Raw genomic sequence first — 20,969 nt, forward strand, 5'->3', positions numbered from 1 at the left:
CTATCTAACAAAATAATACCCCCCACTATTCAATACCAGGGTATTGATACCGAATAAGGGAACGAGGATAAGGTGTGCAGGATGATATAAAACAGAGAAGACAATCGAGGTATACAATGAAAGAACTACGGGCAGACCGTAACGGACCACATCGAGTAGCATTTGAAAAGAATAAGAAGATACTACTCAAGACTCAGAATACCTGTGGGATCTGTGGCCAGCCTGTAGATAAATCACTCAGGTACCCTCACCCACTATCCCCAGTGATAGACCACATCATTCCAGTGAATAGGAATGGACATCCATCAGACATCAAGAACTTACAGCTTGCGCATTGGCAATGCAATAGACAAAAGTCTGATAAGTTATATGCTGAACAAAATTTTGAAAAAAATGCAATTGTTGGAAATCGCAATTTGCCACAATCAACCAATTGGCTGAAATACCACAGTTGACCCAGAACTGATAGGGGGGGTTACCCCCTCCCCTCGGTTCTGGCCGAGCTTCACGCCGTCACTGTACATATTTTCTCGTGCCAAAACGAAAGGATAAGAAATTGGAACTAAGAGGAATTGAATATCTCAGAAGAAAATTAGAATTTTGCAGGCCTAGAGTTAATTTGCGGTATAAGCATTATGCTATGAAAAATAATGACAACCCCATAGGGATTACTATCCCTATAAATGTCCGTGCTCAATACAAATCAACGTTGGGGTGGACTGCTAAGGGGGTTGATAGCCTTGCAGATCGTCTAGTGTTTAGAAAGTTCGAAAATGATGATTTTGAAGTTACTGAGATTTTTGAACAAAATAACCCGGATATCTTTTTTGATAGTGCAATCTTATCCGCTTTGATTGGATCGTGTAGTTTTATCTACCTTTCGAAAGGGGATAATGAAGAAGTGCGATTGCAGGTGATTGAATCAAGCAATGCAACAGGAATTATTGATCCGATCACTGGACTGTTAAATGAAGGGTATGCAGTATTAGCTCGTGATGATTACGGACAACCAACTTTGGAAGCATATTTTGAGTCGAATGCCACTCACTTCATTCCAAAAGATGAAGAGCCTTATTCAGTCAAGAACCCTGCTAATATTCCTTTATTGGTCCCTGTTATTCACAGGCCAGATGCAGTTCGTCCTTTTGGTCGTTCACGGATTACTAGGGCAGGGATGTATTATCAAAAATACGCTAAACGGACTCTAGAACGTGCTGATATTACTGCTGAATTTTACTCATGGCCACAAAAATATATCATTGGCCTGGATCCTGATGCAGAACCATTAGAAAAGTGGAAAGCAACAGTTTCTAGCCTACTAACTATCTCAGCAAGTGATACTGGAGAAAAACCAAGTATCGGACAGTTTACGACTGCTAGCATGACACCATTCACAGAGCAATTGAGGACAGCAGCAGCTGGATTTGCTGGAGAAATGGGTTTGACCTTGGATGATTTGGGATTCGTTTCAGATAACCCATCATCTGTAGAAGCGATTAAAGCTAGTCATGAGAACTTGCGTTTAGCAGGTCGAAAGGCTCAGCGATCATTAGGTGCTGGTTTCCTAAATGTAGCTTATGTAGCTGCTTGTTTGCGTGATGAATTTCATTACGAAAGAAGCCAATTCGTGAAAACAACCGTGAAATGGGAACCATTATTTGAAGCGGATGCTAATATGATGACCATGATTGGTGATGGTGCTCTTAAATTGAATCAAGCCTTGCCTGGCTATATCAATGCTGAAACGGTTCGAGATCTTACAGGTATTGCTGGTGATATGTCTGCTGTTCCTGTGACAAATGAAGGAGAACCAGATGGAACATGATGTATTACCTGGTATTCTAAAGGAAGTACAGCATCTTTTTGAAAGTGAATATGGGAAGAGCGAAGTTGTCAGTCGAGCTTTTGCAGAACTTCAGGCCAAAAAAGCAACTTATAAGACAGCGAATGAGTTCGCTATCGAAGTTGGAGAAATTCTCTCTAAGGCTCTGGAAGCTTCTCTAAGCGCCGATAAATTACCAGATGGTAAAATGTATTACAATATTGCTCAACGTTTGTTGATGGACGTGCTGGGTCGTAATTATGAGATAATAAGCGCTTATACTAGAGATGTTCAGGAAAATTTGAACAGAGAGGCAAAAATAGGGCTTAAAGTTCAAATTCCTTTACTAAATCAAGATCGAATAGATGGTATCGTAAATCGCTTTTCGTCTGAAGATAATTTTGAAGATGTAAGGTGGCTGCTCGGTGAGCCTATTGTCAATTTCACGCAATCAATTATTGATGATAGTATTCAAAAAAATGCTGAGTTTCATCATAAATCTGGATTACAACCCGAAATTATTAGAAAATCTTATCTCCATTGCTGTGATTGGTGTCAAGAGGTTCAAGGTAGCTATAAATATCCAAAAGTTCCAAAAAATGTATATAGAAGACATCAACATTGTCGTTGTATTGTTGACTATGATCCAAAAAGCGGGAAAGTTAAAGACATTTGGAGCAAAATTTGGAGAAAAACAGATGAAAGTGATAAGATAGAAGCAAGAAAAGATATCAATGGGAAATCTCAAATGAGCGAAGTGAGAAGACTTGCGCTTCAAGAAGGAATTTCTTCGAACCCTATTAAAAAAAGTCGTAAAAAACTAACAGAGAATCAAATCATTGATGCTGTTGGTGGTGGAGATAGAACAAAAGGATCATGCTCATCAGCAGCATTTGCTTACATAGGTAATAAAGGTGGTTATACCGTTTTAGATTTTCGAGGAGGGGAAAGCTGTGACTTTTTCTCTAGAAACAGTAGAATCCAAATGATAGGAAATCTTCCTGGTGTTAAAATGCATGTTGTTAAACATACAAATGACTTTACTGCTGTCAGAGAATTGTTGGAAAAGGTAGAGTCTGGGAATGAGTATTATTTAGCAGTAGGTAGACATGCGGCAATCATAAGAAAAAATGAAGGCCGTTTCGAATATTTGGAATTACAATCCCGAATATCAAATGGATTTAAACCATTAGATAACGTTGTTTTGAAAGAAAGATTCAAGTGTAAAAAAACGCATAGCACCAGACACGGTAAATATGATGTGGATAGTTGTATTATCGATTCGGATTCATTGAAAGATAATCCTGAGTTCCATAATATATTGAGTTTCATTAACACAGATGGTTCTAAACAAATGAAAGGAATTGAAGGCCATGAAAGATGATTATGAAAAAATAAACTGGTCTGAATATTGCTATAAAGAAAATCATGATGACAAAATTTGGTGGGTTGATACGTCATGGTTTGCTAGAGGGCTGATGTTATTTACGTTTGATAAGGAAAAGTTCTATAACCTTTTTGAAGATTACCCTCAAAACATGACCTCAGAAGAGGTTGAAATCTTCGATAAAGAAAATCCATATTGGGCTGAATTCTTTTCAGACCGAAAATAAGAATACTGAAGCACTCGAAAGGGTGCTTTTATTGTGGTTTTAATTAGGAGGTGATCCGATATCTCCCAGCGATAGGGTTATCATGCGATTACGATTGAAAGGTTATAGTATGGCTAGGAAGAAACTTGGCAATCAGAATCCTACTCAATCGGTGATTTTAAAATACGTCAAGAAAAATTCATTAGCAAATGAAGCGATTGATCTTTACGAAAAAACTGGTCTTTCTTGCTATTCTTGGCAAAAAAACCTTCTACTACCTATGATGGCTGTTGATAAAAATGGCTTATGGGTGCATCAGAAATTTGGATACTCTATTCCTCGACGAAACGGGAAGTCAGAGCTTCTTTACATTTTGGAGATTTGGGGGCTGCATAAAGGACTAAACATCCTTCACACAGCTCATCGTATTTCCACTTCCCATGCCTCATTTGAAAAGGTTAAACGTTACCTGGAAAAGATGGGATATGTGGATGGTGAAGATTTCAACTCTATCCGTGCCAAAGGACAGGAACGGATAGAATTATATAAAACTGGTGGTGTGGTCCAATTCCGTACCAGGACATCAAATGGGGGTCTTGGTGAAGGATTCGATATGCTGATCATTGATGAGGCACAGGAGTACACAACAGAGCAGGAATCTGCTTTGAAATACACTGTAACCGATAGTGCTAATCCAATGACTATCATGTGTGGGACTCCTCCTACTCCAGTTTCCAGTGGTACAGTCTTTACTAAGTATCGAGAAACGTGCTTATTCGGTAAAGGGAAATACTCTGGTTGGGCTGAATGGTCTGTGTCTGAAGAAAAAGAGATTGACGATGTAGATGCCTGGTATCATTCAAATCCTTCAATGGGTTATCACTTGAATGAACGAAAAGTAGAAGCTGAGCTAGGTGAAGATAAACTAGATCATAATGTTCAACGTCTAGGTTTCTGGCCTACTTACAATCAGAAGTCTGCTATATCTGAAACAGAATGGAACGAATTAAAAGTATCTGATATTCCTGATCTTGTCGGACAATTATTTGTTGGGATTAAGTATGGACAAGATGGTACAAACGTTGCTATGAGCGTTGCAGTGCGGACGAAAGATGGACGTTTTTTTGTCGAAGTTATAGATTGTCAATCAGTGCGCAATGGGAATGACTGGCTAGTAGCTTTTCTGCGTAGTGCAGATGTGGCCCAAATCGTTATTGACGGTGCAAGTGGTCAAAAGATTCTAGATGAAGAATTGAAGGACTACAAAATTAAGAATGTCATCTTACCAACCGTTAAAGAGATCATAGTGGCAAATGCTCTTTGGGAGCTAGGTATTTATCAAAAAAATATCTGCCATGCTGGACAACCATCTCTATCAAAAGTGGCTACTAACTGCGATAAGCGAAATATTGGTTCAAATGGTGGTTTTGGTTATCGCTCTCATTTTGACGATATGGATATTTCTTTGATGGACAGCGCTTTGCTTGCGCATTGGGCTTGTGTAACCACTAAACCTAAGAAAAAGCAAAAAATCAGTTATTAAAAAGTAGCAGTCTAAGAACTGCTTTTTTTGATGATAAAATTACCGAACTGCCGGGAAAGCAGGAGAAAGGAGACATGAGAATGTCAGAATTTAAACCAATTACTACACAAGAAGAATTTGATGTTGCTATTAAGGCCCGCTTATCTCGTGAGAAAGAGAAATACGGAGACTATGACCAGCTCAAATCTCGTGTTACCGAATTGGAAGAAGAAAATATTAGCTTGAAGTCAACTATTGAAGCTAATAAGCAAAGTAAGGATGATTCAGACAAGCAGCTTGAAGAAATGCAGAAGCAAATTGCTGGTTATGAGACAGCTAATCTGCGAACTCGGATTGCTTTGCAAAATGGATTACCTTATGACTTGGCTGATCGCTTGCAAGGTGCCGATGAAGAAAGTTTAACAGCAGATGCGGAGCGTTTGGCATCATTCATTAAACCCATTGGACATGTCGCACCAATGCGGAACCTAGAGCCTGCTCTAGAAAAAAATGAAGACACATCTTATAAAAACCTAGTACAAGGTTTAGTTTTTGAAGAATAAAGGAGTAATATTATATGACAGATCAACTATCAAAAGGTACATTATTTGACCCAATGCTTGTGACGGACCTCATCAACAAAGTTAAAGGTCACAGTTCATTGGCTAAATTGTCTAATCAGCAAGCTATTCCGTTTAATGGATTAAAGGAATTTACATTCTCATTAGATTCTGATGTAGATATCGTTGCAGAAAACGGGAAGAAAACACATGGTGGCGCAAGTCTGGAACCTGTAACTATTGTGCCTATTAAAATTGAGTATGGCGCTCGTGTATCTGATGAATTCATTTATGCATCAGAAGAAGCCAAAATCGACATGTTGAAATCATTTAATGAAGGATTCGCTAATAAAGTAGCTCGTGGTATTGATATTATGGCTTTTCATGGGGTCAATCCACGTACTAAACAAGAGTCTACAGTAATTGGTAATAACTGCTTTGATAAAGCTGTTACCCAAACTGTTAATTTCACGGATAGCAATCCAGATGCAAATGTTGAAGATGCAGTGAAAATGATTCAAGGAGCTGATAATATCGTTAGCGGTATGGCAATGGATACTACATTTGCAAGTGCACTTGCTAGCATGAAGAATGCAGCTAATGAGCGCCTTTATCCAGAATTGGCATGGGGAGCAAATCCAGGTGCTATTAATGGTTTACCTGTAGATGTAAATACAACAGTTGGACTTAATGTTGGGACAAACAAAGATGTTGCTATTGTTGGCGATTTCGCAAACATGGTGAAATGGGGATATGCTAAGCAAATCCCACTTGAAGTTATTCGATATGGTGATCCAGACAATTCTGGCAAAGACTTGAAAGGTTATAACCAAGTATATCTTCGTGCTGAAATTTACCTAGGATGGGGAATCTTGGACAACAATAGTTTTGCTCGTGTTGTGAAAGCGGGGTAGTATATGGAATACATTAATGTAAAAACAGGGGCCACTATTGTTACTGAAAATGCAATTAGTGGAGGCGATTGGGTTCCAGCTGATCAAGTTGAAAAAAATGTGGATTCCCAAGAAGAAGCGACAGATAGTCAGGGAGACCTGACTGTCTCCCAAATTAAAACCCGCCTAGATGAGTTGGGTGTTAAATACGATAAAGGAGCTAAGAAGGTTGACTTGCTTGCTCTTTTAGAACAACATGAAGGGTAAATAAAATGACAACATTTGCAACAGTAGAAGACCTTGAAACTTTGTGGCGTTCTTTAAAATTCGATGAACGGAAGAGAGCAGAGGCGCTGTTGAAAATAGTGTCAGATTCTCTTCGTGAAGAAGCTAAGAAAGTCAGCAAAGATTTAGATAAGATGGTGCTTGACAGCCCGTCTTATCAAAGTGTTGTGAAATCTGTTACGGTGGATGTGGTTGCTCGTACATTAATGACATCAACCGATCAGGAGCCAATGACACAAATGGCTGAGTCTGCTATGGGATATTCTTTTAGTGGCTCTTATTTGGTGCCTGGTGGTGGTTTGTTTATCAAAGAGTCTGAACTGAAAAGGTTAGGCTTCAAAAAGCAAAGATATGGGGTGATTGATCTTTATGGGACGAATTAAAGGTATTACGATCACTCTTATAGAAACCGTTGAGAAAGGAAGGGATGACTTTGGTCGTCCCATTTTTGAGGAAGTTGAAACTTTGGTGGATAATGTCCTTATATCTCCATCTTCAACGGATGATATCACAAGCCAGATAAATCTAACTGGACGGAAAGCAGAGTATACTCTAGCAATACCAAAAGGTGATCTTCATGATTGGAAAGATAAAGAAGTTTTATTTTTCGGTAAGAGATGGAAAACTTTTGGATTTCCTCTTGAAGGGATTGAGGAGATGCTTCCTTTAGCTTGGAACAAGAAGGTGATGGTAGAACGCTATGAGTGATATTAAGTTTAAACTCAATCGTGCAGGAGTGGCTGAATTAATGAAATCTGCCCCTATGCAGAGTATCCTTTCTCAATATGCATCTGATATTCAAGCTAGATGCGGTGATGGATATGTAAAAGATATTCATGTAGGTAAAAATCGTGCTAATGCAATGGTTAGTGCAAAGACCTATAAAGCTAAGAAGGACAATATGAAAAACAATACTCTTTTGAAGGCGGTGAATTAAATGATTGAAATTGTTATCAAGAAATATCTTGACGGTCATTTATCGGTACCGTCTTTTTTTGAGCATGAAACAAACATGCCACAAGAGTTTGTAATCCTTGAAAAGACTAGGGGAGCCAAGAAGAACCACGCAAAGACTGCAACCTTTGCTTTTCAGAGTTATTCAACAAGCATGCAGAAAGCTGCTGAATTGAATGAGAAACTAAAACAAGTTATCGAAAACATGGTTGAACTGAATGAGATCAGTGGAATCCATCTAAACAGTGATTACAATTTCACAGACACAGAAACTAAAAAATATCGTTATCAAGCGGTATTTGATATAAATTATTTTTAAGAAATGGAGAATGGAATGGGATCAGAAACTCAAACTACTCAAACAACATCGTCATCATTAGTGACGACAGCAAAACCTAAAATTGGGGGTGCAATCTATTCAGCACCTAAGGGAACTCCTCTACCAACAGATGCTACAACCGCCTTAAATGCTAAATTTCTATCTCTAGGATATATCTCAGAGGATGGCTTAGAAAACGAAAATAGCCCTGAATCTGAAAACGTTAAGGCATGGGGTGGTGATATCGTACACTCCTCACAAACAGAAAAACCCGATACATTCACTTATACATTAATCGAGGCATTGAACGTCAATGTTCTTAAGGAAGTGTACGGTGCGGATAATGTAACTGGGGATCTTAAAACAGGTATCACTATCAAGGCTAATTCAACAGAATTAACTAGCCATTGCGTTGTGGTAGATATGGTATTGAAAGATGGTACTATGAAACGTATTGTTATTCCTGAAGGAAAAGTAACGGGTATCGGAACTATCTCTTACAAAGACGCTGAGACAGTCGGATACCAAACAACTCTTACAGCATTTCCAGATGGAGAAAGCAATACTCACTACGAATACATCAAAGGAGCTTAATACATGTCAGAAACTAAATCATTTAAAGGGACTACTAAAACAGGTTTTCCATTCGATATCAGTATGGAACGGATGGAGAACTATGAGGTGGTAGAAACTATTGCTGAAATTGATGAAAACCCTCTTGTGCTACCTCGATTGCTTAAATTGTTGCTTGGTGATCAAGTGGCAGCGTTGAAAAATCACGTCCGTGGTGAAGATGGAATGGTACCAACTCAGAAGTTGATGGATGAAGTACGGGACATCTTCGAGTCACAGAATGTAAAAAAATAGTAACCCTTTCCAGAATGATCAAAACTGATGAAGATGCTTTGATTTGTGATTTAGCTGAGACGTATCGCATTTATGATTACAGACAGCTACCTGCATATCAGGTAGCTGTTTTTTCATTTGGTCTGCGTGATGATTCAAGGATAAAAGTTGCAATGTCAGGGCAGAATGTACCAACTGATCTATTAATCCAGGCAAGTATGTTGGATCGACTATCTATGCTTGTATGGATGAAAACCAAAGATGGACAGCAGGGTAAAAACCGTCCGGCTTCAATGGTTGATAGTCTTATCAAGGTTGAGAAGGAAAAGGAACAGATGGTATTTTCATCTGGAGAGGAATTTGAAGAATACAGAAGTAAATTGTTAGAAAAGATTGGAGGTGGTAGTTAATGGCGACAGAATTAGGTCAAGCATACATCCAAATTATGCCATCAGCTCGTGGAATCAAGGATATGATTAAGAAAGAGCTTGGCTCTGAAATACCTCAAGCAGGGCAGGAAGCAGGAGAATCTTTGAGTTCTAAGATGCTAAGTGTCGCAAAAAAAGCAATAGCAGCCGCCGGAATAGGTAAATTCTTTTCTGCATCATTGACAGAAGGGGCCAATCTTCAACAGTCATTAGGAGGGATTGAAACATTATTTAAAGGTTCTGCTGACACAGTTAAAAAGTATGCTAACGAGGCTTACAAAACTACAGGACTTTCAGCCAATGCCTACATGGAGAATGTAACAGGCTTTAGCGCCAGTCTCCTTCAATCTTTAGGCGGTGACACTCGGAAGGCGGCGGATGTTGCTAACATGGCTATGGTCGATATGGCAGACAATAGCAATAAGATGGGGACATCTATGGACCGTATTCAAGATGCTTACCAAGGATTCGCAAAGCAAAACTATACAATGCTAGACAATCTTAAGCTAGGATACGGTGGTACAAAAACAGAAATGCAACGCTTACTAGCTGACGCACAAAAATTGACTGGTGTTAAGTATGACATCAATAACCTATCTGACGTGTACCAAGCTATCCACGCTATCCAAGAGAATCTAGACATTACCGGGACAACTGCTAAAGAGGCTGCGACTACTTTTAGTGGATCATTCGCATCCATGAAAGCAGCAGCTCAAAATGTCTTAGGGAAATTAGCTCTTGGTGAAGATATTATGCCTTCATTGCATCAACTTTTTGAAACGGTTAAAACATTCCTTGTAGGTAATCTTATTCCAATGGTATGGAATGTGTTAAAAGGGATCCCACAGGTTTTAGCTGGTGCACTCGGTGAGCTTATGCACATGCTTTTCGGAGACTACATTGGAGAAAGCATTATGAATGATCTTTATGATGTTTTTGATAAAGTAGGAGGAGTGGTCAGCACTATCTATGATATGATTTTCGGATCATTGAGTAAGAAAGATAATATAGATTTTTTAAAGAAGCTAGGAATAAACGAGAAAACAGCTAGTAGTATTGTGAACATTGGTGATAATATCCGTACCATGTTTGAAAATATTGGTGCTGTTATTAGTAACGTTGCCGGGATTGTCGGAGAGTTCATCAGTGACCTTTTTGGACTTGCTAAAAGTAAAGATAGTGTTGGAGGAGTAGCCTCAGCTTTTGAAGCCATTACTAAAGTTTTAGCTGATGCATCAGGTAAGGTAAAAGATTTTACAAAGTGGATGCGTGAGAATAAAACAGTTATGGATATTGTTAAATCTGCTCTAGCCGGAGCCTTAGCAGGTTTTTTGGCATTTAAAGCAATTACAACTATTCAATCTATTATCACAGGTTTCAAATCAGCACTTTTAGCAGTTAAAGGCGCAGTTTTAGCTTTTAACGCTGCAATTGCTGCTAACCCACTCGGAGCATTAGTAGTCGCTATTACTGCTGTTGTAGGTGCATTAGTCTGGTTTTTTACCCAAACAGAAACGGGTAAGCAGATTTGGAGTGCTTTCGTTGATTTTGTAGTAGGCTTGTGGAATGGTCTTGTAGAGTTCTTTTCAGGTTTATGGACAACAATATCAGAAGGAGCAATAAACCTTTGGAATGGGGCTGTAGAAGTCTGGAATAGTGTTATCGAAGGAATAAAAAATGCTTGGAATGGAATAGTAGAATTCTTTGTTGCTTTGTGGGGAGGTATTTCTAGTACTGCTACAGCTGCATGGACTACAATTACAGAAACAGTAATGGCCATTGTCCAGCCTTTTATTGATGTTTTTATGTCAATTTGGAATGGAATGAAAGATGGTCTAGGTCAGATTTTCGAAGGCATTAAAATGATTTTCAGTGGGGCCTGGGAATTCATAAAGAGTATTGTAATGGGGGCGGTACTATTTATCATTGATTTGGTAACTTTAGACTTTACAAAAATGGGTGAAGATCTAGGATTGATTTGGGAAGGTATCAAATCTGCCGTATCAATGATTTGGGATGGTATCTGTACTTATTTTAGTGGGATTATTTCTACAATCATAGGATACTTCACTGGTGCTTTCGAAGGGCTTAAGACATTCTTGTCTGGAATCTGGGATTCTATAAAGGCAACAGCGGAAGCCATGTGGAATGCAATATGTGAAGCTATTCTTGGCATTATAGATGCTTTCATAGCTAGCGCAAAAGCCCTTTGGGAAGGTTTCAAATCTTTCATGTCAGGATTATGGGAAGGCATCAAATCTACAGCAATCGGCATGTGGGAAGGCATCAAATCTGGTCTTGGAAGTATTTTCGATGGAATTGTCACTGGCGCACAAAAAGCATGGGATACCATGAAAAACGGAGTTAAAGACCTTTGTTCAGGTATTAAAGGATTTTTCTCTGGCCTAGCAAATATCAATCTTTGGGATGCTGGTAAAGCTATTCTTGATGGCTTCTTAGGGGGATTGAAAAGTGCGTATAATGGTGTTAAGAATTTTATCGGTGGTATTGCAGACTGGATCCGTAAACACAAAGGTCCTATTTCTTATGACCGCAAGTTATTAATACCTGCTGGTAAAGCTATCATGGGAGGATTTGATGCTTCTTTACAAAATAGTTTTAAAGATGTGCAAAGAACTGTTGGTGGAGTAGCTGGATGGATTTCAAATGCATTTACAGGTGATGATTTTGATTTTGGATCAGGAGCAGCTTTCAGTAAAGATATCACATCCACATTGCAGATGCCTAACGCTAAATATGACACAACTGAGTCTAGAATGGTGTCTGAGATGATGATTCTGAGATCAAGTTTAGATACTTGGCTTGAGAAGATATCAAACAAAGACTCTAATACTTACTTAGATGGAGAAAAATTAGCCATCAATGCCTATCAACGTCAAGGACGAATCATGGCTAGAGAGGGGATCTAATGGCAGTAAATTATCTGATTATCAATACTTTTAACACAAACACTATATCAGATAGTGTGGTGACTGATTTTGGAGATATTAAAGGTGCTATCCCTCGATATGATGAGCAGAAAAAACTATTTGGAATGAATGGCCAGTATAACATTGAAGATGGTGCTTATGATGGATATGAGCGTACTTTGAAGTTATTTGTTAAGCGATATGAAGATGCTCAAGCTATTATTAACGCATTCCAGAAGCAAGACAATGTATTGGAATTTAGTTATCAGCCTGGTAGCATTTACTATGCAGATTTACTTGAATCAGAAATCTCGCTTCATGGACAAAATAACTGGATTGTAAGTGTCAAGGTGTATCAACATCCTTTTAGATATTTAAAAAATGTCCAAGAAGTTGTACTATCAGGACGTGGGACAATCACTAATCCAGGTACAATTTACTCGGAACCGGTTATTACAGTTGAAGGGCAAGGAGAAGTAACTCTAACGATTGGCAACCAGACAATGGTATTAAACCTACCAGGTGGGGCTAAAATTGATTGTAGGCAGCGGAAACAAAATGTTTATACATTGAATGGGCAACTCAAGAACACCTTGAGAACAAGAGGTCCTTTTTTTGAACTGCCTAAAGGAGTTATAGGTGTAACTACATCTGGTAATGTTTCCAAAATCAAAATTCAAGGAAATTGGAGGTATATCATTTGATTTATTTAAAAGAGGGTAATATTCCTCTTAATTTGTGTACGGATGATGATATCAGCCAGCAAGAAAATAATACTTATCAACTCACCTTCAAGTATCCTGTTAGTGATGAAAAATGGAGCCTGCTACAAAACGAAGTTCATTTGTTAGCAGATGATTTGTCAGGAGAACAAGAATTTGTAATCATTGACATCCAAAAGGGTCATGGATATATCACAGTATATGCCAATCAAGTAGCAACGTTGCTAAACGGGCATAGTATCCGCAAGATCAATGTAGATCGGGCGAATGGTTTTACTGTGATGAACAAGCTAGTAGAAGGGTTAAAGAGAGAATGCCCTTTTACTTTCTTTTCTGATATCTCTGAATTACATACTTTGAACATAGAGAATGTATCAGTAATTGATGCACTACTAAAAGGTCAGCACTCAATTATTGGTCAGTGGGGTGGTGATTTAGTCAGAGATAAATACTCAGTGAGATTGTTAAAAAATGGAGGGATTGAGAATCAATCTCTTTTTATGTACAAGAAAAACCTTTCTGAGTACAAAGAATCCACAACTACTAAATCGCTTAAGACAAGAATTCATTTTCGTAAGGTCATTACCGCATCTGGAGAAGGAGAGAAGGACAAAATCCTTGAGGCTACTGTAGACAGTCCACTTGTAGATAAATATAAGCATATCTACGAGGATGACATGGATGTCCAAGATCAAGATGTTAAAACCATTGAGGATTTAAAAGAGTATGGTAAGAAATACTTTCAGTCAAGTCTTTGCGATTTGCCAGATGAGAGCTTAGAGATCGATGTGGTGGGTCATGCCGATCAACCAGTAAAACTATTTGATACAGTATCAATCTTTTATGAACTCTATAATATTGATATTCGCAAAAAGATTACCAGCTATAACTACAGTCCAATGTCTAAAAAGTTGAAGAAGATTGGATTTGGCAAAATCTCACGTTCGCTAGGTGGTGCGATTGGCAAAATCGTTGACGATGTAGTCAAAGAGAAAATTGCTAGTCATGATGCTGAATATGAGGCTAAGGTTCAAAAATTAGTTGATAACGCTAATGAAGAATATGAGAAACGTGCTAAAGAGATTGAAAATAAGGTTACCGATGGAATTGAGCAAGCGAAAGCACAAGCGGAAGTAGTTAAGCAGGAAATAAACGGGATTGTTGCACAAAAAATATTAGAATCTAAGCAACTAACTGATTCTGAAATTGCAAAAGCCAATGCAAAAGCAGAGGAGGCATTGAGCAAAGCCGGCACATTCCCAAGCATGGAAAGCATATCGGCAAAACTTAAAGACGAGATCTTAAAAAGTAAAGATTTAAGTGACAAAATCAATCGGACTTTCTCAGAGATGGACAACGGCACCGAAATTTTTAACAAAATTTCCGGCCAAGTAACAAAAAAACTTGTTGAAGTCGAAGGTCAAGTAAACCAAAAGATCGGCCAAACGAATCAACGGATTGGACAAGTCAACAATGAATTGCTTTCGACTAATCGGGAAGTTGACCAAACAAACAATCGAATCGATCGGACTAATAGAAACTTAGAAGAAACAAATCGGGATCTTGCAAATATCAACTCTCAAGTGGCTGCCAACACACGTCAAATCGAAGTGCAAGTTACAAATTATAATGCAGTCAGAGAATCTACTAAAATGTTTGAACGCATTTTAGGTACAACAGAAGAAGGTGCACCAAACAAACTATCACGGCTTGTTATGTCTAGTGAGATATTTCAAACAGAAGTAGGTAAATACGTTACAGATGATAACAACTTGATTGTTAATTCCATGACGATGTCAACCAATACGCTTGTTGGGAATAACAATCCAAAAGCAAGTGTATCAGTCAGTAATGGCATTTTTACGATCAAAGCACAAGGCCTTACTGGTTATAACTGGTCAGGATTTAGTCTTCCTATTTACGTTAAAAAAATATATCATGGCGAAACTTACACGCTTGGGTTTAAGTATCGTATTAGGGAATATCCAGATAGTTCTTTTGCTTTCAATATTAAAAATCACGGATTAAATAAAATCCTCTTATCTTCTGATATTGGCAAGAATAGACCGCCTCTTAATGAGTGGCAAGAATTTCAGAAGACTTTTACAGTTCAAGAAGATTTTGCTTTTGGCGAGGACGCAAACTACCCATTTTACATCTACTTAGCTAAAAATGGCTGGATAGAGTTCAAAGAGCCTATTTTGGTTCGTGGATCTAACACAGGGCCATACAAACCAAGTCAATTTGATGACGCATTTGCAGAAACGAAAGCCCTTGGAACACGCCTTTATTCCAAAGTTGCCGAAGTTGACAATAAGACGTCAGAAGCTAAACAGCTCGCAATCGGAGCACAAGCAAGAGCGGATCAAGCGAGTGGGCTCTCTCAAACAGCTCAAGAAAAGGCCGAGGACGCAAAAACACTAGCTAGACAAGCGGAGAATTCGTCTCAAACAGCCAAACAAACAGCGCTAGACGCTCAACAGAAGGCAATCCAAGTCGCTGAACAAGCTAGACAGGCCCAAGCCACAGCGGAGGCTACACGGACACAAGTCACACAACTTGCAGGCTCATACGCAATAAAAAACCTTAATAGCGCAGGAGATATCATCAGTGGTATCAATTTAGGCGCAGATGGAAACAACCGTTTTGTCGGCAAACTAACTCATATCACAGGGGAAACTCAAATTGATAACGCAGTTATTAAATCTGCAATGGTTGACAAACTGAAAACAGGAAACTTTGAATCTGGATCAGTAACAACTCAAATCCTTGCTTCCAACGCAGTAACGGCAGATAAGTTGCTTGTTGATTCAGCAATGATCAACAAGCTTGTATCAAATCAAGCGTTTATCAGGGAATTGACATCGCAAAAAGCATTTATTACCGAGCTGAATTCTATCAAGATTGCTGCCGAAAGAGTTCAAGGTGGACGATTAAGTGCTAATAACGGTTCAACTGTCTTTGACTTAGACAATGGTACACTAAATCTATTTTCAAATACTGGTACAATTCGAAGGATTGACGATACAAGCTCCTCACAATTTATCAAATTTAACCAAGTTGGTCTTATTGGCGAGTATCTAAGAGACAATAAGGCTGCCAGAATCGTCATAGGAACAAATCAAGACAAAACTGAAAATACAGAAAATGCAACATTTGCTGGGATGCGCTTGTGGTCAGGAGCGAAGAATGATGTAAAAGAATCTTTGTACGAACTTGTTGGTGATCGAATCATATTCTATGCAAATGGTCAGTATAGAAGTCCTTGGATTATTCACAATAATACTAAAGATGGAAATAGCTATTTGATTCCAATGAATGAAAAAGGCGTTAAACATAATTTAGGGCGTGGCGATAAACATTTTAGCAAAGCTTATATTGATGATCTATTTATTGGAAAAGGATCACAAAATGTAGGAGGCTATCTATGGGATATCTTGACTTGTTTTGGTGTTCTCGCTCGTTATGGTTGGGACCTAAAGAATGGAGCTGTTCAAAATCATATAAAATCAAATCTCATCAATAAATATGGCTTTAAATAGAAAGGAAATTAACATGAACGAAAATATTTTACTAGCTATGATTGCTGAATTAAACAAGCAATTGGGGGACAAAACACTCGGAGAGATTGAGTTTAAGGCTCGATGTACTTACCTACAAGAAAAACTGGATCAGCTCACACAAGAGCTGGAGGTATATCGTACCGTCCTCGAATCAGATAAAGATTTGATGGACCTATTCAACGAAATCAAAAATAAAAATGAGGTAACAAACTAATGGATTATAAATTACAATTTAAATCATTTGACCCAGTTTTGAATGCTACTAAAGTAGCAATCAAACAAGATCACCCTTATCGGGTATTCGAAGAAGTTTTGCCAAACAACCGCATGGCAGAGGAAGATTCTGCGCTAGTCGAAGCGGTGTTAAACATTGTACGGATGGAACTTGATACTTCAGGTGCTGTAGTCGCAATCAAAAAAGAGCTTGATAAGTCAGTGGAAGCAAACAATGAGGCTATTGCTAAAATCCAAGCACTTACAAAAGATAATGAAGATAAAGCAGTCCAAATTAAGAACATCAAAAATGTAGCTGATTGGGCTGTGTTAGTCGCTGTCACCAATACCGATCATCCAATTGATCCTACATTATTCGCTCGTGGGCTTGAATTGGTTGATGTAGCTCAAAAAGGAAAGGTCTATCAACCTTACGATATCTTTGTTATCGAAAACCCAGGCTATACTCCACGATTTAAAGAAGGCAAATTAGTCATGATTCAGGTCAATGAGGAATTTACCTATAACGGCGAAACACTTGAAGAACTTGAGAAAGGACCTCGTAAAAATGGAAAATTAGAAGTCTGGAAATGGGAAATCCCAAAGGAATTAAACCCTTCTAATAATCTTGAAACTCAACCAGTAGCACAGCCCGAATCTTAATTGATAGGAGTGTGATTGATGTATCAAGAAGAACCAGATGGTATTTTTGGAATTATCGAGGTAGTTCGTGATTTTTACGATCATGGAATTGACGAGCATATAATTGTTTTTCTCTTGATGGCTATCGTTGCTCTAGATATCATTCTAGGTGTATCTAGAGCATGGGCATACCATGAATTTTCCAGTAGAAAATGGAGGAAGGGCCTAGTTAGTCACACAGCTATGATCTTGATTGTGGCAATCGGTTATCCCTTCACGTTATACATGAATCTAGCGCCTGTTATTGATGCATTTATCATCTCGATGATGGCAGCTTACGGTTCTAGTATTCTTGCTAGTCTATCAGCATTAGGGGTAGAAATTCCCTTTATCGATCAATACATCAAGAGAAATGTTGATCGTGAAAAATTTCTCTTAAAAGAAGGTTTGGAAGAACCTAAGAAGTTAAAAAAAGGAGCAAAGAAAAAATGAATCAAATCACAGGAATCGTAGTTAATTCACTAATGGCTATTTTTGTCGCTTTCGTCGGAATCGCTGTTAAATCACTCAAAGAGTATCTTCTTACTCGTGGTGGTAAAAAGGCATTGGAAGTAGTGGAAATCCTGGCAAAAAATGCGGTAAATGCTACTGAGCAAGTGTCGGGAACATTAGGAATTCATGGAGCTGAGAAACTCGAGCATGCAAAAGGCTGCTTGATTAATGGGTTAGAATCTCAAAATATTTATCTGACAAACGAAGAACTTAATACTTTTCTTGAGGCAGCTGTAAAAAAAGCTAACGAAGAATGGAAAAAGTGAGGTATTCTTATGGCAACAAGACAAGAAATTATTCAATTTATTATTGATTTAGCAAATTCTGGAATGGGTGTAGATAAGGATGGTTTTGCAGGAACTCAATGCGCTGATCTGCTCACATATCCTGCAAAAACTTTTTTTGGCATTGATCTATGGGGTAATGCTTCCGAATTGCTTGACTCAGCAGAGCAAGCAGGATTAGAAGTGCATCGTATGCCTACAGATAAGAATCCTAAAGCTGGTGCATTCTTCACAATGGATGCTTGGTTTGGCGGTGTCAACTTTGGTCATTGTGGAGCAGTAATTGAAGATTCAGATGGTTACAGCATGAGAACTGTTGAGCAAAATATCGATGGCAATCTTGATGCTCTTATTGTGGGTGGACCTGCACGTTTTAATAGTCGTGGATTTGAAAATGTGCAGGGATGGTTCTATCTTCCATACTCAGATACTCCGCTTAGCGAAAACTTCCAACCGCTTAGTGAAACTCCTAAAAATGATGAAATGGAACTTATCCCAGAAAATGGGACATTCATTGTTGGAGATGCTGCCATCAATGTTCGCCGTGGGCCAAGCCTAAATAGTGAGATTGTGGCTGTCTATGATGCTAACGAAAAAGTCCAATATGACTATAAAGGATCGGCAAATGGCTATCGTTGGATCTCATACATTGGTGAGTCAGGTAACCGTAATTACATGGCAATCGGACAGACAGATGAAGAGGGTAACCGTATCAGCTTGTGGGGGGATTTAGAATAAGGAGGATTTGAATGATTAGATCAAATTCAACTAATCTTAATCGGATAAAAGGGGGAGAAGTTGTTAAACAAGGGGACTTCTCCTCCACTTTTGAATATGAGTTACTTGATTACAAGTATAATAAAATCACTAATCTGGATGGCCAAAATGCTTCAATTAAGATAGCAAACCAAAAAGGTAAGTTGGTAATCAATGCAACCGTAGAAAATTCAAAGGTTAGTTTTAATATTGGAAAAATCTTACCTGCTGGTATTTACCTAGTAGAAGTACAATGTGGAGAGTATGTATTTCCTAGTGATCAATCTGTAAGACTGGAAGTCACACAATCAACAGAACATTTCAATAACTTAGAAGATATTGAAATGGCACAGCTTGACATCAAAAAAGCTGTTGAAGACTATCTAAAGCGTATTAATTTTGTTGCTTATGATGACAGCACTTTAAAGAGTGAAATAAGAGAATTAAAGGATAAGACACAAGGCCAGATTATTGATATTGCCCCTCTTGAAAGTAGAATTGCTAACCTTGAGAGCAGGGGACAAACAGAGACTATAGATCTCGTTCCTTACCTAAAAACCGAAACGGCTTACACCTTATTCCCAACTTACGCAACCCTTCAAGCACAAATAACCTCTAACATCAAGACAAAGCACCTTGAATTGGGCCTTGATTCGTTAATAGAGACCAAGTTAAAAAATGGAGATGATCCATATATTACCAACCATCATGTTGAGACCTGGTATACAACTAAGGCTGAATTCAACAATCTGGTATCAAGGGTACAGGCTTTAGAAAGTAAAGAGTAATCTTCTAAAACTATAAAGTAGTTTGATATTTCCATTACAATAGACATTTTTTAAAATGTCTGTTATAACAGCAAATAAGATATCGTGTTTTCAGAGGTATTGATACCCAAAATGATACCCAGTTTTTATAAACATCGCATTTTTTTCAGATTGATTTAACCGTAAAAGGTTGAATTATCTAGGGTTTTAAGGCTATTTCTCAAAATGTTAGATAGTGGTCATTAAACAAGTTTCTGTTTACCCAATCGCAAAATAAAAAGGTTTTCTAAACCTTTTTGTCCCGAGCCTTGATCCAAAGGTGAGGAAGCTAGAAATAGCAAAATTAAAGCTTTCTGATTTATCAGAAGGCTTTTTTCTTTTATTTATTTAAAAATATCATGTTTACTCCTGTTAATATAATGTTTGAATTTGTGTTTTTTGAAAAATGTAGTATAATAGAGACAAATATAGTAGGAATGGAAGTAGTACCATGAAAGATAGCAGACATGTTGAAATTCTTCAGGAACTGGATCGAAAAAGTGTGGTATCAGTCAAAGAACTCAAGGAACTCTTTGGGGTGACAGACATGACCATTCGTCGCGATCTGATCGATCTTGAAAAACAAGGTCTTTTAGTTCGTGTACATGGTGGAGCCCACAAAAAAGTAAAAGATAGCTTGTTAGAGGCTTCTCACAGTGAGAAAAATCTCATCAATATTGATGAGAAACGAACCATTGCAAAAAAATGTGCAGAGTTGATCGAAAATGGGGATACCGTCTTTATTGGGTCTGGTACGACAACAGATTTTATCGGCGACTATTTAGAAGGAAAGGAAATCAGTATCGTCACCAATTCCCTCCCCATTTTTGAAAAGCTAAAGGATTTTCCAAATTATGACTTGATCTTAGTTGGTGGTCGCTACCGGGTGAAGACACAAACTTTTGTCGGTCAATTTGCCAATAAACTCTTGAAAGAAATCAAGGTTTCTAAAGCTTTCATCGGGGTCAATGGCATCGATGGGCATCATGTTTCCACAGCCAATGAAGAAGAAGGAAATGGTAATGCCATTATTCTAAACAATGCAATTGAGAAATATGTGGTTGCCGATAACAGTAAGTTTGATAGCTATTCTTTCTATAGTTTCTATCGAGTGGAAGATCTGAATGCCATTATTACTGATGATAGCATCCCAAAGAAGATCAAAGACAAATACGGATTGTATACGAAAATCATATAAAATGAGAGGCTGGGACAAAAGTCCTAGCCTCTCAATTGTCTTTGGATTGTCGAGCAAGACGCAGTGGTTGAGTGGGCTCTAC

General features: G+C 38.2%; 24 protein-coding genes and 1 pseudogene. All 25 read left to right on the forward strand.

What is annotated here, in order from left to right; all coding sequences use genetic code 11:
- Nucleotides 1-116 precede the first annotated feature (116 nt).
- The 25 genes and pseudogenes from H7T92_RS08755 (at nucleotide 117) to H7T92_RS08875 (ending at nucleotide 20,887) form a co-directional block, all read left to right on the forward strand.
- Complete coding sequence (locus H7T92_RS08755; RefSeq protein ID WP_061455150.1) at nucleotides 117-455, forward strand: HNH endonuclease; 339 nt, start codon at nucleotides 117-119, stop codon at nucleotides 453-455.
- Nucleotides 456-556: 101 nt separating this feature from the next.
- Nucleotides 557-1,825 (forward strand): phage portal protein, encoded by a 1,269-nt coding sequence (locus H7T92_RS08760; RefSeq protein ID WP_201037563.1) that lies wholly within the window; start codon nucleotides 557-559, stop codon nucleotides 1,823-1,825.
- Entirely contained in the window at nucleotides 1,815-3,206 is a 1,392-nt protein-coding gene (locus tag H7T92_RS08765; RefSeq protein WP_201037564.1) for a hypothetical protein, read from the forward strand. The genes H7T92_RS08760 and H7T92_RS08765 overlap by 11 nt, the downstream gene beginning before the upstream one ends.
- Nucleotides 3,196-3,435, forward strand: a complete 240-nt coding sequence (locus H7T92_RS08770; protein WP_201037565.1) for a DUF7675 family protein — start codon at nucleotides 3,196-3,198, stop codon at nucleotides 3,433-3,435. The genes H7T92_RS08765 and H7T92_RS08770 overlap by 11 nt, the downstream gene beginning before the upstream one ends.
- 109 nt (nucleotides 3,436-3,544) lie before the next feature.
- Nucleotides 3,545-4,957: a terminase gene (locus H7T92_RS08775; RefSeq protein WP_201037566.1), complete on the forward strand. Its 1,413-nt coding sequence runs from the start codon at nucleotides 3,545-3,547 to the stop codon at nucleotides 4,955-4,957.
- Between the two features lie 80 nt (nucleotides 4,958-5,037).
- Nucleotides 5,038-5,499, forward strand: coding sequence for a capsid assembly scaffolding protein Gp46 family protein (locus H7T92_RS08780; RefSeq protein WP_201037567.1), 462 nt, complete (start codon nucleotides 5,038-5,040; stop codon nucleotides 5,497-5,499).
- A gap of 14 nt (nucleotides 5,500-5,513) precedes the next feature.
- Entirely contained in the window at nucleotides 5,514-6,410 is an 897-nt protein-coding gene (locus H7T92_RS08785; RefSeq protein ID WP_201037568.1) for a phage major capsid family protein, read from the forward strand.
- A 3-nt stretch (nucleotides 6,411-6,413) separates the two neighbouring features.
- Nucleotides 6,414-6,656: a HeH/LEM domain-containing protein gene (locus H7T92_RS08790; RefSeq protein WP_201037569.1), complete on the forward strand. Its 243-nt coding sequence runs from the start codon at nucleotides 6,414-6,416 to the stop codon at nucleotides 6,654-6,656.
- Between the two features lie 5 nt (nucleotides 6,657-6,661).
- Nucleotides 6,662-7,057: a phage Gp19/Gp15/Gp42 family protein gene (locus H7T92_RS08795; RefSeq protein WP_070659709.1), complete on the forward strand. Its 396-nt coding sequence runs from the start codon at nucleotides 6,662-6,664 to the stop codon at nucleotides 7,055-7,057.
- Nucleotides 7,044-7,382, forward strand: coding sequence for a hypothetical protein (locus H7T92_RS08800; RefSeq protein ID WP_201037570.1), 339 nt, complete (start codon nucleotides 7,044-7,046; stop codon nucleotides 7,380-7,382). The genes H7T92_RS08795 and H7T92_RS08800 overlap by 14 nt, the downstream gene beginning before the upstream one ends.
- Nucleotides 7,375-7,611 (forward strand): hypothetical protein, encoded by a 237-nt coding sequence (locus H7T92_RS08805; RefSeq protein ID WP_070659706.1) that lies wholly within the window; start codon nucleotides 7,375-7,377, stop codon nucleotides 7,609-7,611. Before H7T92_RS08800 ends, H7T92_RS08805 begins: the two co-directional genes overlap by 8 nt.
- Nucleotides 7,612-7,947 (forward strand): hypothetical protein, encoded by a 336-nt coding sequence (locus H7T92_RS08810; protein ID WP_195227218.1) that lies wholly within the window; start codon nucleotides 7,612-7,614, stop codon nucleotides 7,945-7,947.
- Nucleotides 7,948-7,962: 15 nt separating this feature from the next.
- Complete coding sequence (locus H7T92_RS08815; protein WP_201037571.1) at nucleotides 7,963-8,541, forward strand: phage tail tube protein; 579 nt, start codon at nucleotides 7,963-7,965, stop codon at nucleotides 8,539-8,541.
- 3 nt (nucleotides 8,542-8,544) lie between these two features.
- Complete coding sequence (locus H7T92_RS08820) at nucleotides 8,545-8,814, forward strand: hypothetical protein (protein WP_201037572.1); 270 nt, start codon at nucleotides 8,545-8,547, stop codon at nucleotides 8,812-8,814.
- 14 nt (nucleotides 8,815-8,828) lie between these two features.
- Entirely contained in the window at nucleotides 8,829-9,203 is a 375-nt protein-coding gene (locus H7T92_RS08825; RefSeq protein WP_201037573.1) for a DUF5361 domain-containing protein, read from the forward strand.
- Complete coding sequence (locus tag H7T92_RS08830) at nucleotides 9,203-12,151, forward strand: phage tail family protein (protein ID WP_201037574.1); 2,949 nt, start codon at nucleotides 9,203-9,205, stop codon at nucleotides 12,149-12,151. Before H7T92_RS08825 ends, H7T92_RS08830 begins: the two co-directional genes overlap by 1 nt.
- The gene (locus tag H7T92_RS08835; protein ID WP_201037575.1) at nucleotides 12,151-12,855 is read left to right on the forward strand and encodes a phage tail protein; all 705 of its coding nucleotides are present in this window, start codon (nucleotides 12,151-12,153) and stop codon (nucleotides 12,853-12,855) included. The genes H7T92_RS08830 and H7T92_RS08835 overlap by 1 nt, the downstream gene beginning before the upstream one ends.
- Nucleotides 12,852-16,415, forward strand: coding sequence for a phage tail spike protein (locus H7T92_RS08840; protein ID WP_201037576.1), 3,564 nt, complete (start codon nucleotides 12,852-12,854; stop codon nucleotides 16,413-16,415). The genes H7T92_RS08835 and H7T92_RS08840 overlap by 4 nt, the downstream gene beginning before the upstream one ends.
- A gap of 13 nt (nucleotides 16,416-16,428) precedes the next feature.
- On the forward strand, nucleotides 16,429-16,650 hold the full coding sequence (locus tag H7T92_RS08845) for a hypothetical protein (RefSeq protein ID WP_201037577.1): 222 nt from the start codon (nucleotides 16,429-16,431) through the stop codon (nucleotides 16,648-16,650).
- Nucleotides 16,650-17,312: a hypothetical protein gene (locus H7T92_RS08850; RefSeq protein WP_201037578.1), complete on the forward strand. Its 663-nt coding sequence runs from the start codon at nucleotides 16,650-16,652 to the stop codon at nucleotides 17,310-17,312. The genes H7T92_RS08845 and H7T92_RS08850 overlap by 1 nt, the downstream gene beginning before the upstream one ends.
- 18 nt (nucleotides 17,313-17,330) lie before the next feature.
- A complete protein-coding gene (locus tag H7T92_RS08855; RefSeq protein WP_201037579.1) occupies nucleotides 17,331-17,783 on the forward strand; it encodes a phage holin family protein in 453 nt (150 codons plus the stop codon).
- Nucleotides 17,780-18,109 (forward strand): phage holin, encoded by a 330-nt coding sequence (locus H7T92_RS08860; protein ID WP_201037580.1) that lies wholly within the window; start codon nucleotides 17,780-17,782, stop codon nucleotides 18,107-18,109. Before H7T92_RS08855 ends, H7T92_RS08860 begins: the two co-directional genes overlap by 4 nt.
- 21 nt (nucleotides 18,110-18,130) lie before the next feature.
- A pseudogene (locus H7T92_RS08865) lies at nucleotides 18,131-18,865 on the forward strand (SH3 domain-containing protein); the annotation flags it as partial.
- Nucleotides 18,866-18,876: 11 nt separating this feature from the next.
- The gene (locus tag H7T92_RS08870) at nucleotides 18,877-19,671 is read left to right on the forward strand and encodes a hypothetical protein (protein ID WP_201037581.1); all 795 of its coding nucleotides are present in this window, start codon (nucleotides 18,877-18,879) and stop codon (nucleotides 19,669-19,671) included.
- A gap of 469 nt (nucleotides 19,672-20,140) precedes the next feature.
- Entirely contained in the window at nucleotides 20,141-20,887 is a 747-nt protein-coding gene (locus tag H7T92_RS08875; RefSeq protein ID WP_201037582.1) for a DeoR/GlpR family DNA-binding transcription regulator, read from the forward strand.
- The last annotated feature ends 82 nt before the right edge of the window (nucleotides 20,888-20,969 follow it).

This window comes from Streptococcus parasanguinis (assembly GCF_016648855.1).
Lineage (GTDB): Bacteria > Bacillota > Bacilli > Lactobacillales > Streptococcaceae > Streptococcus > Streptococcus parasanguinis_L.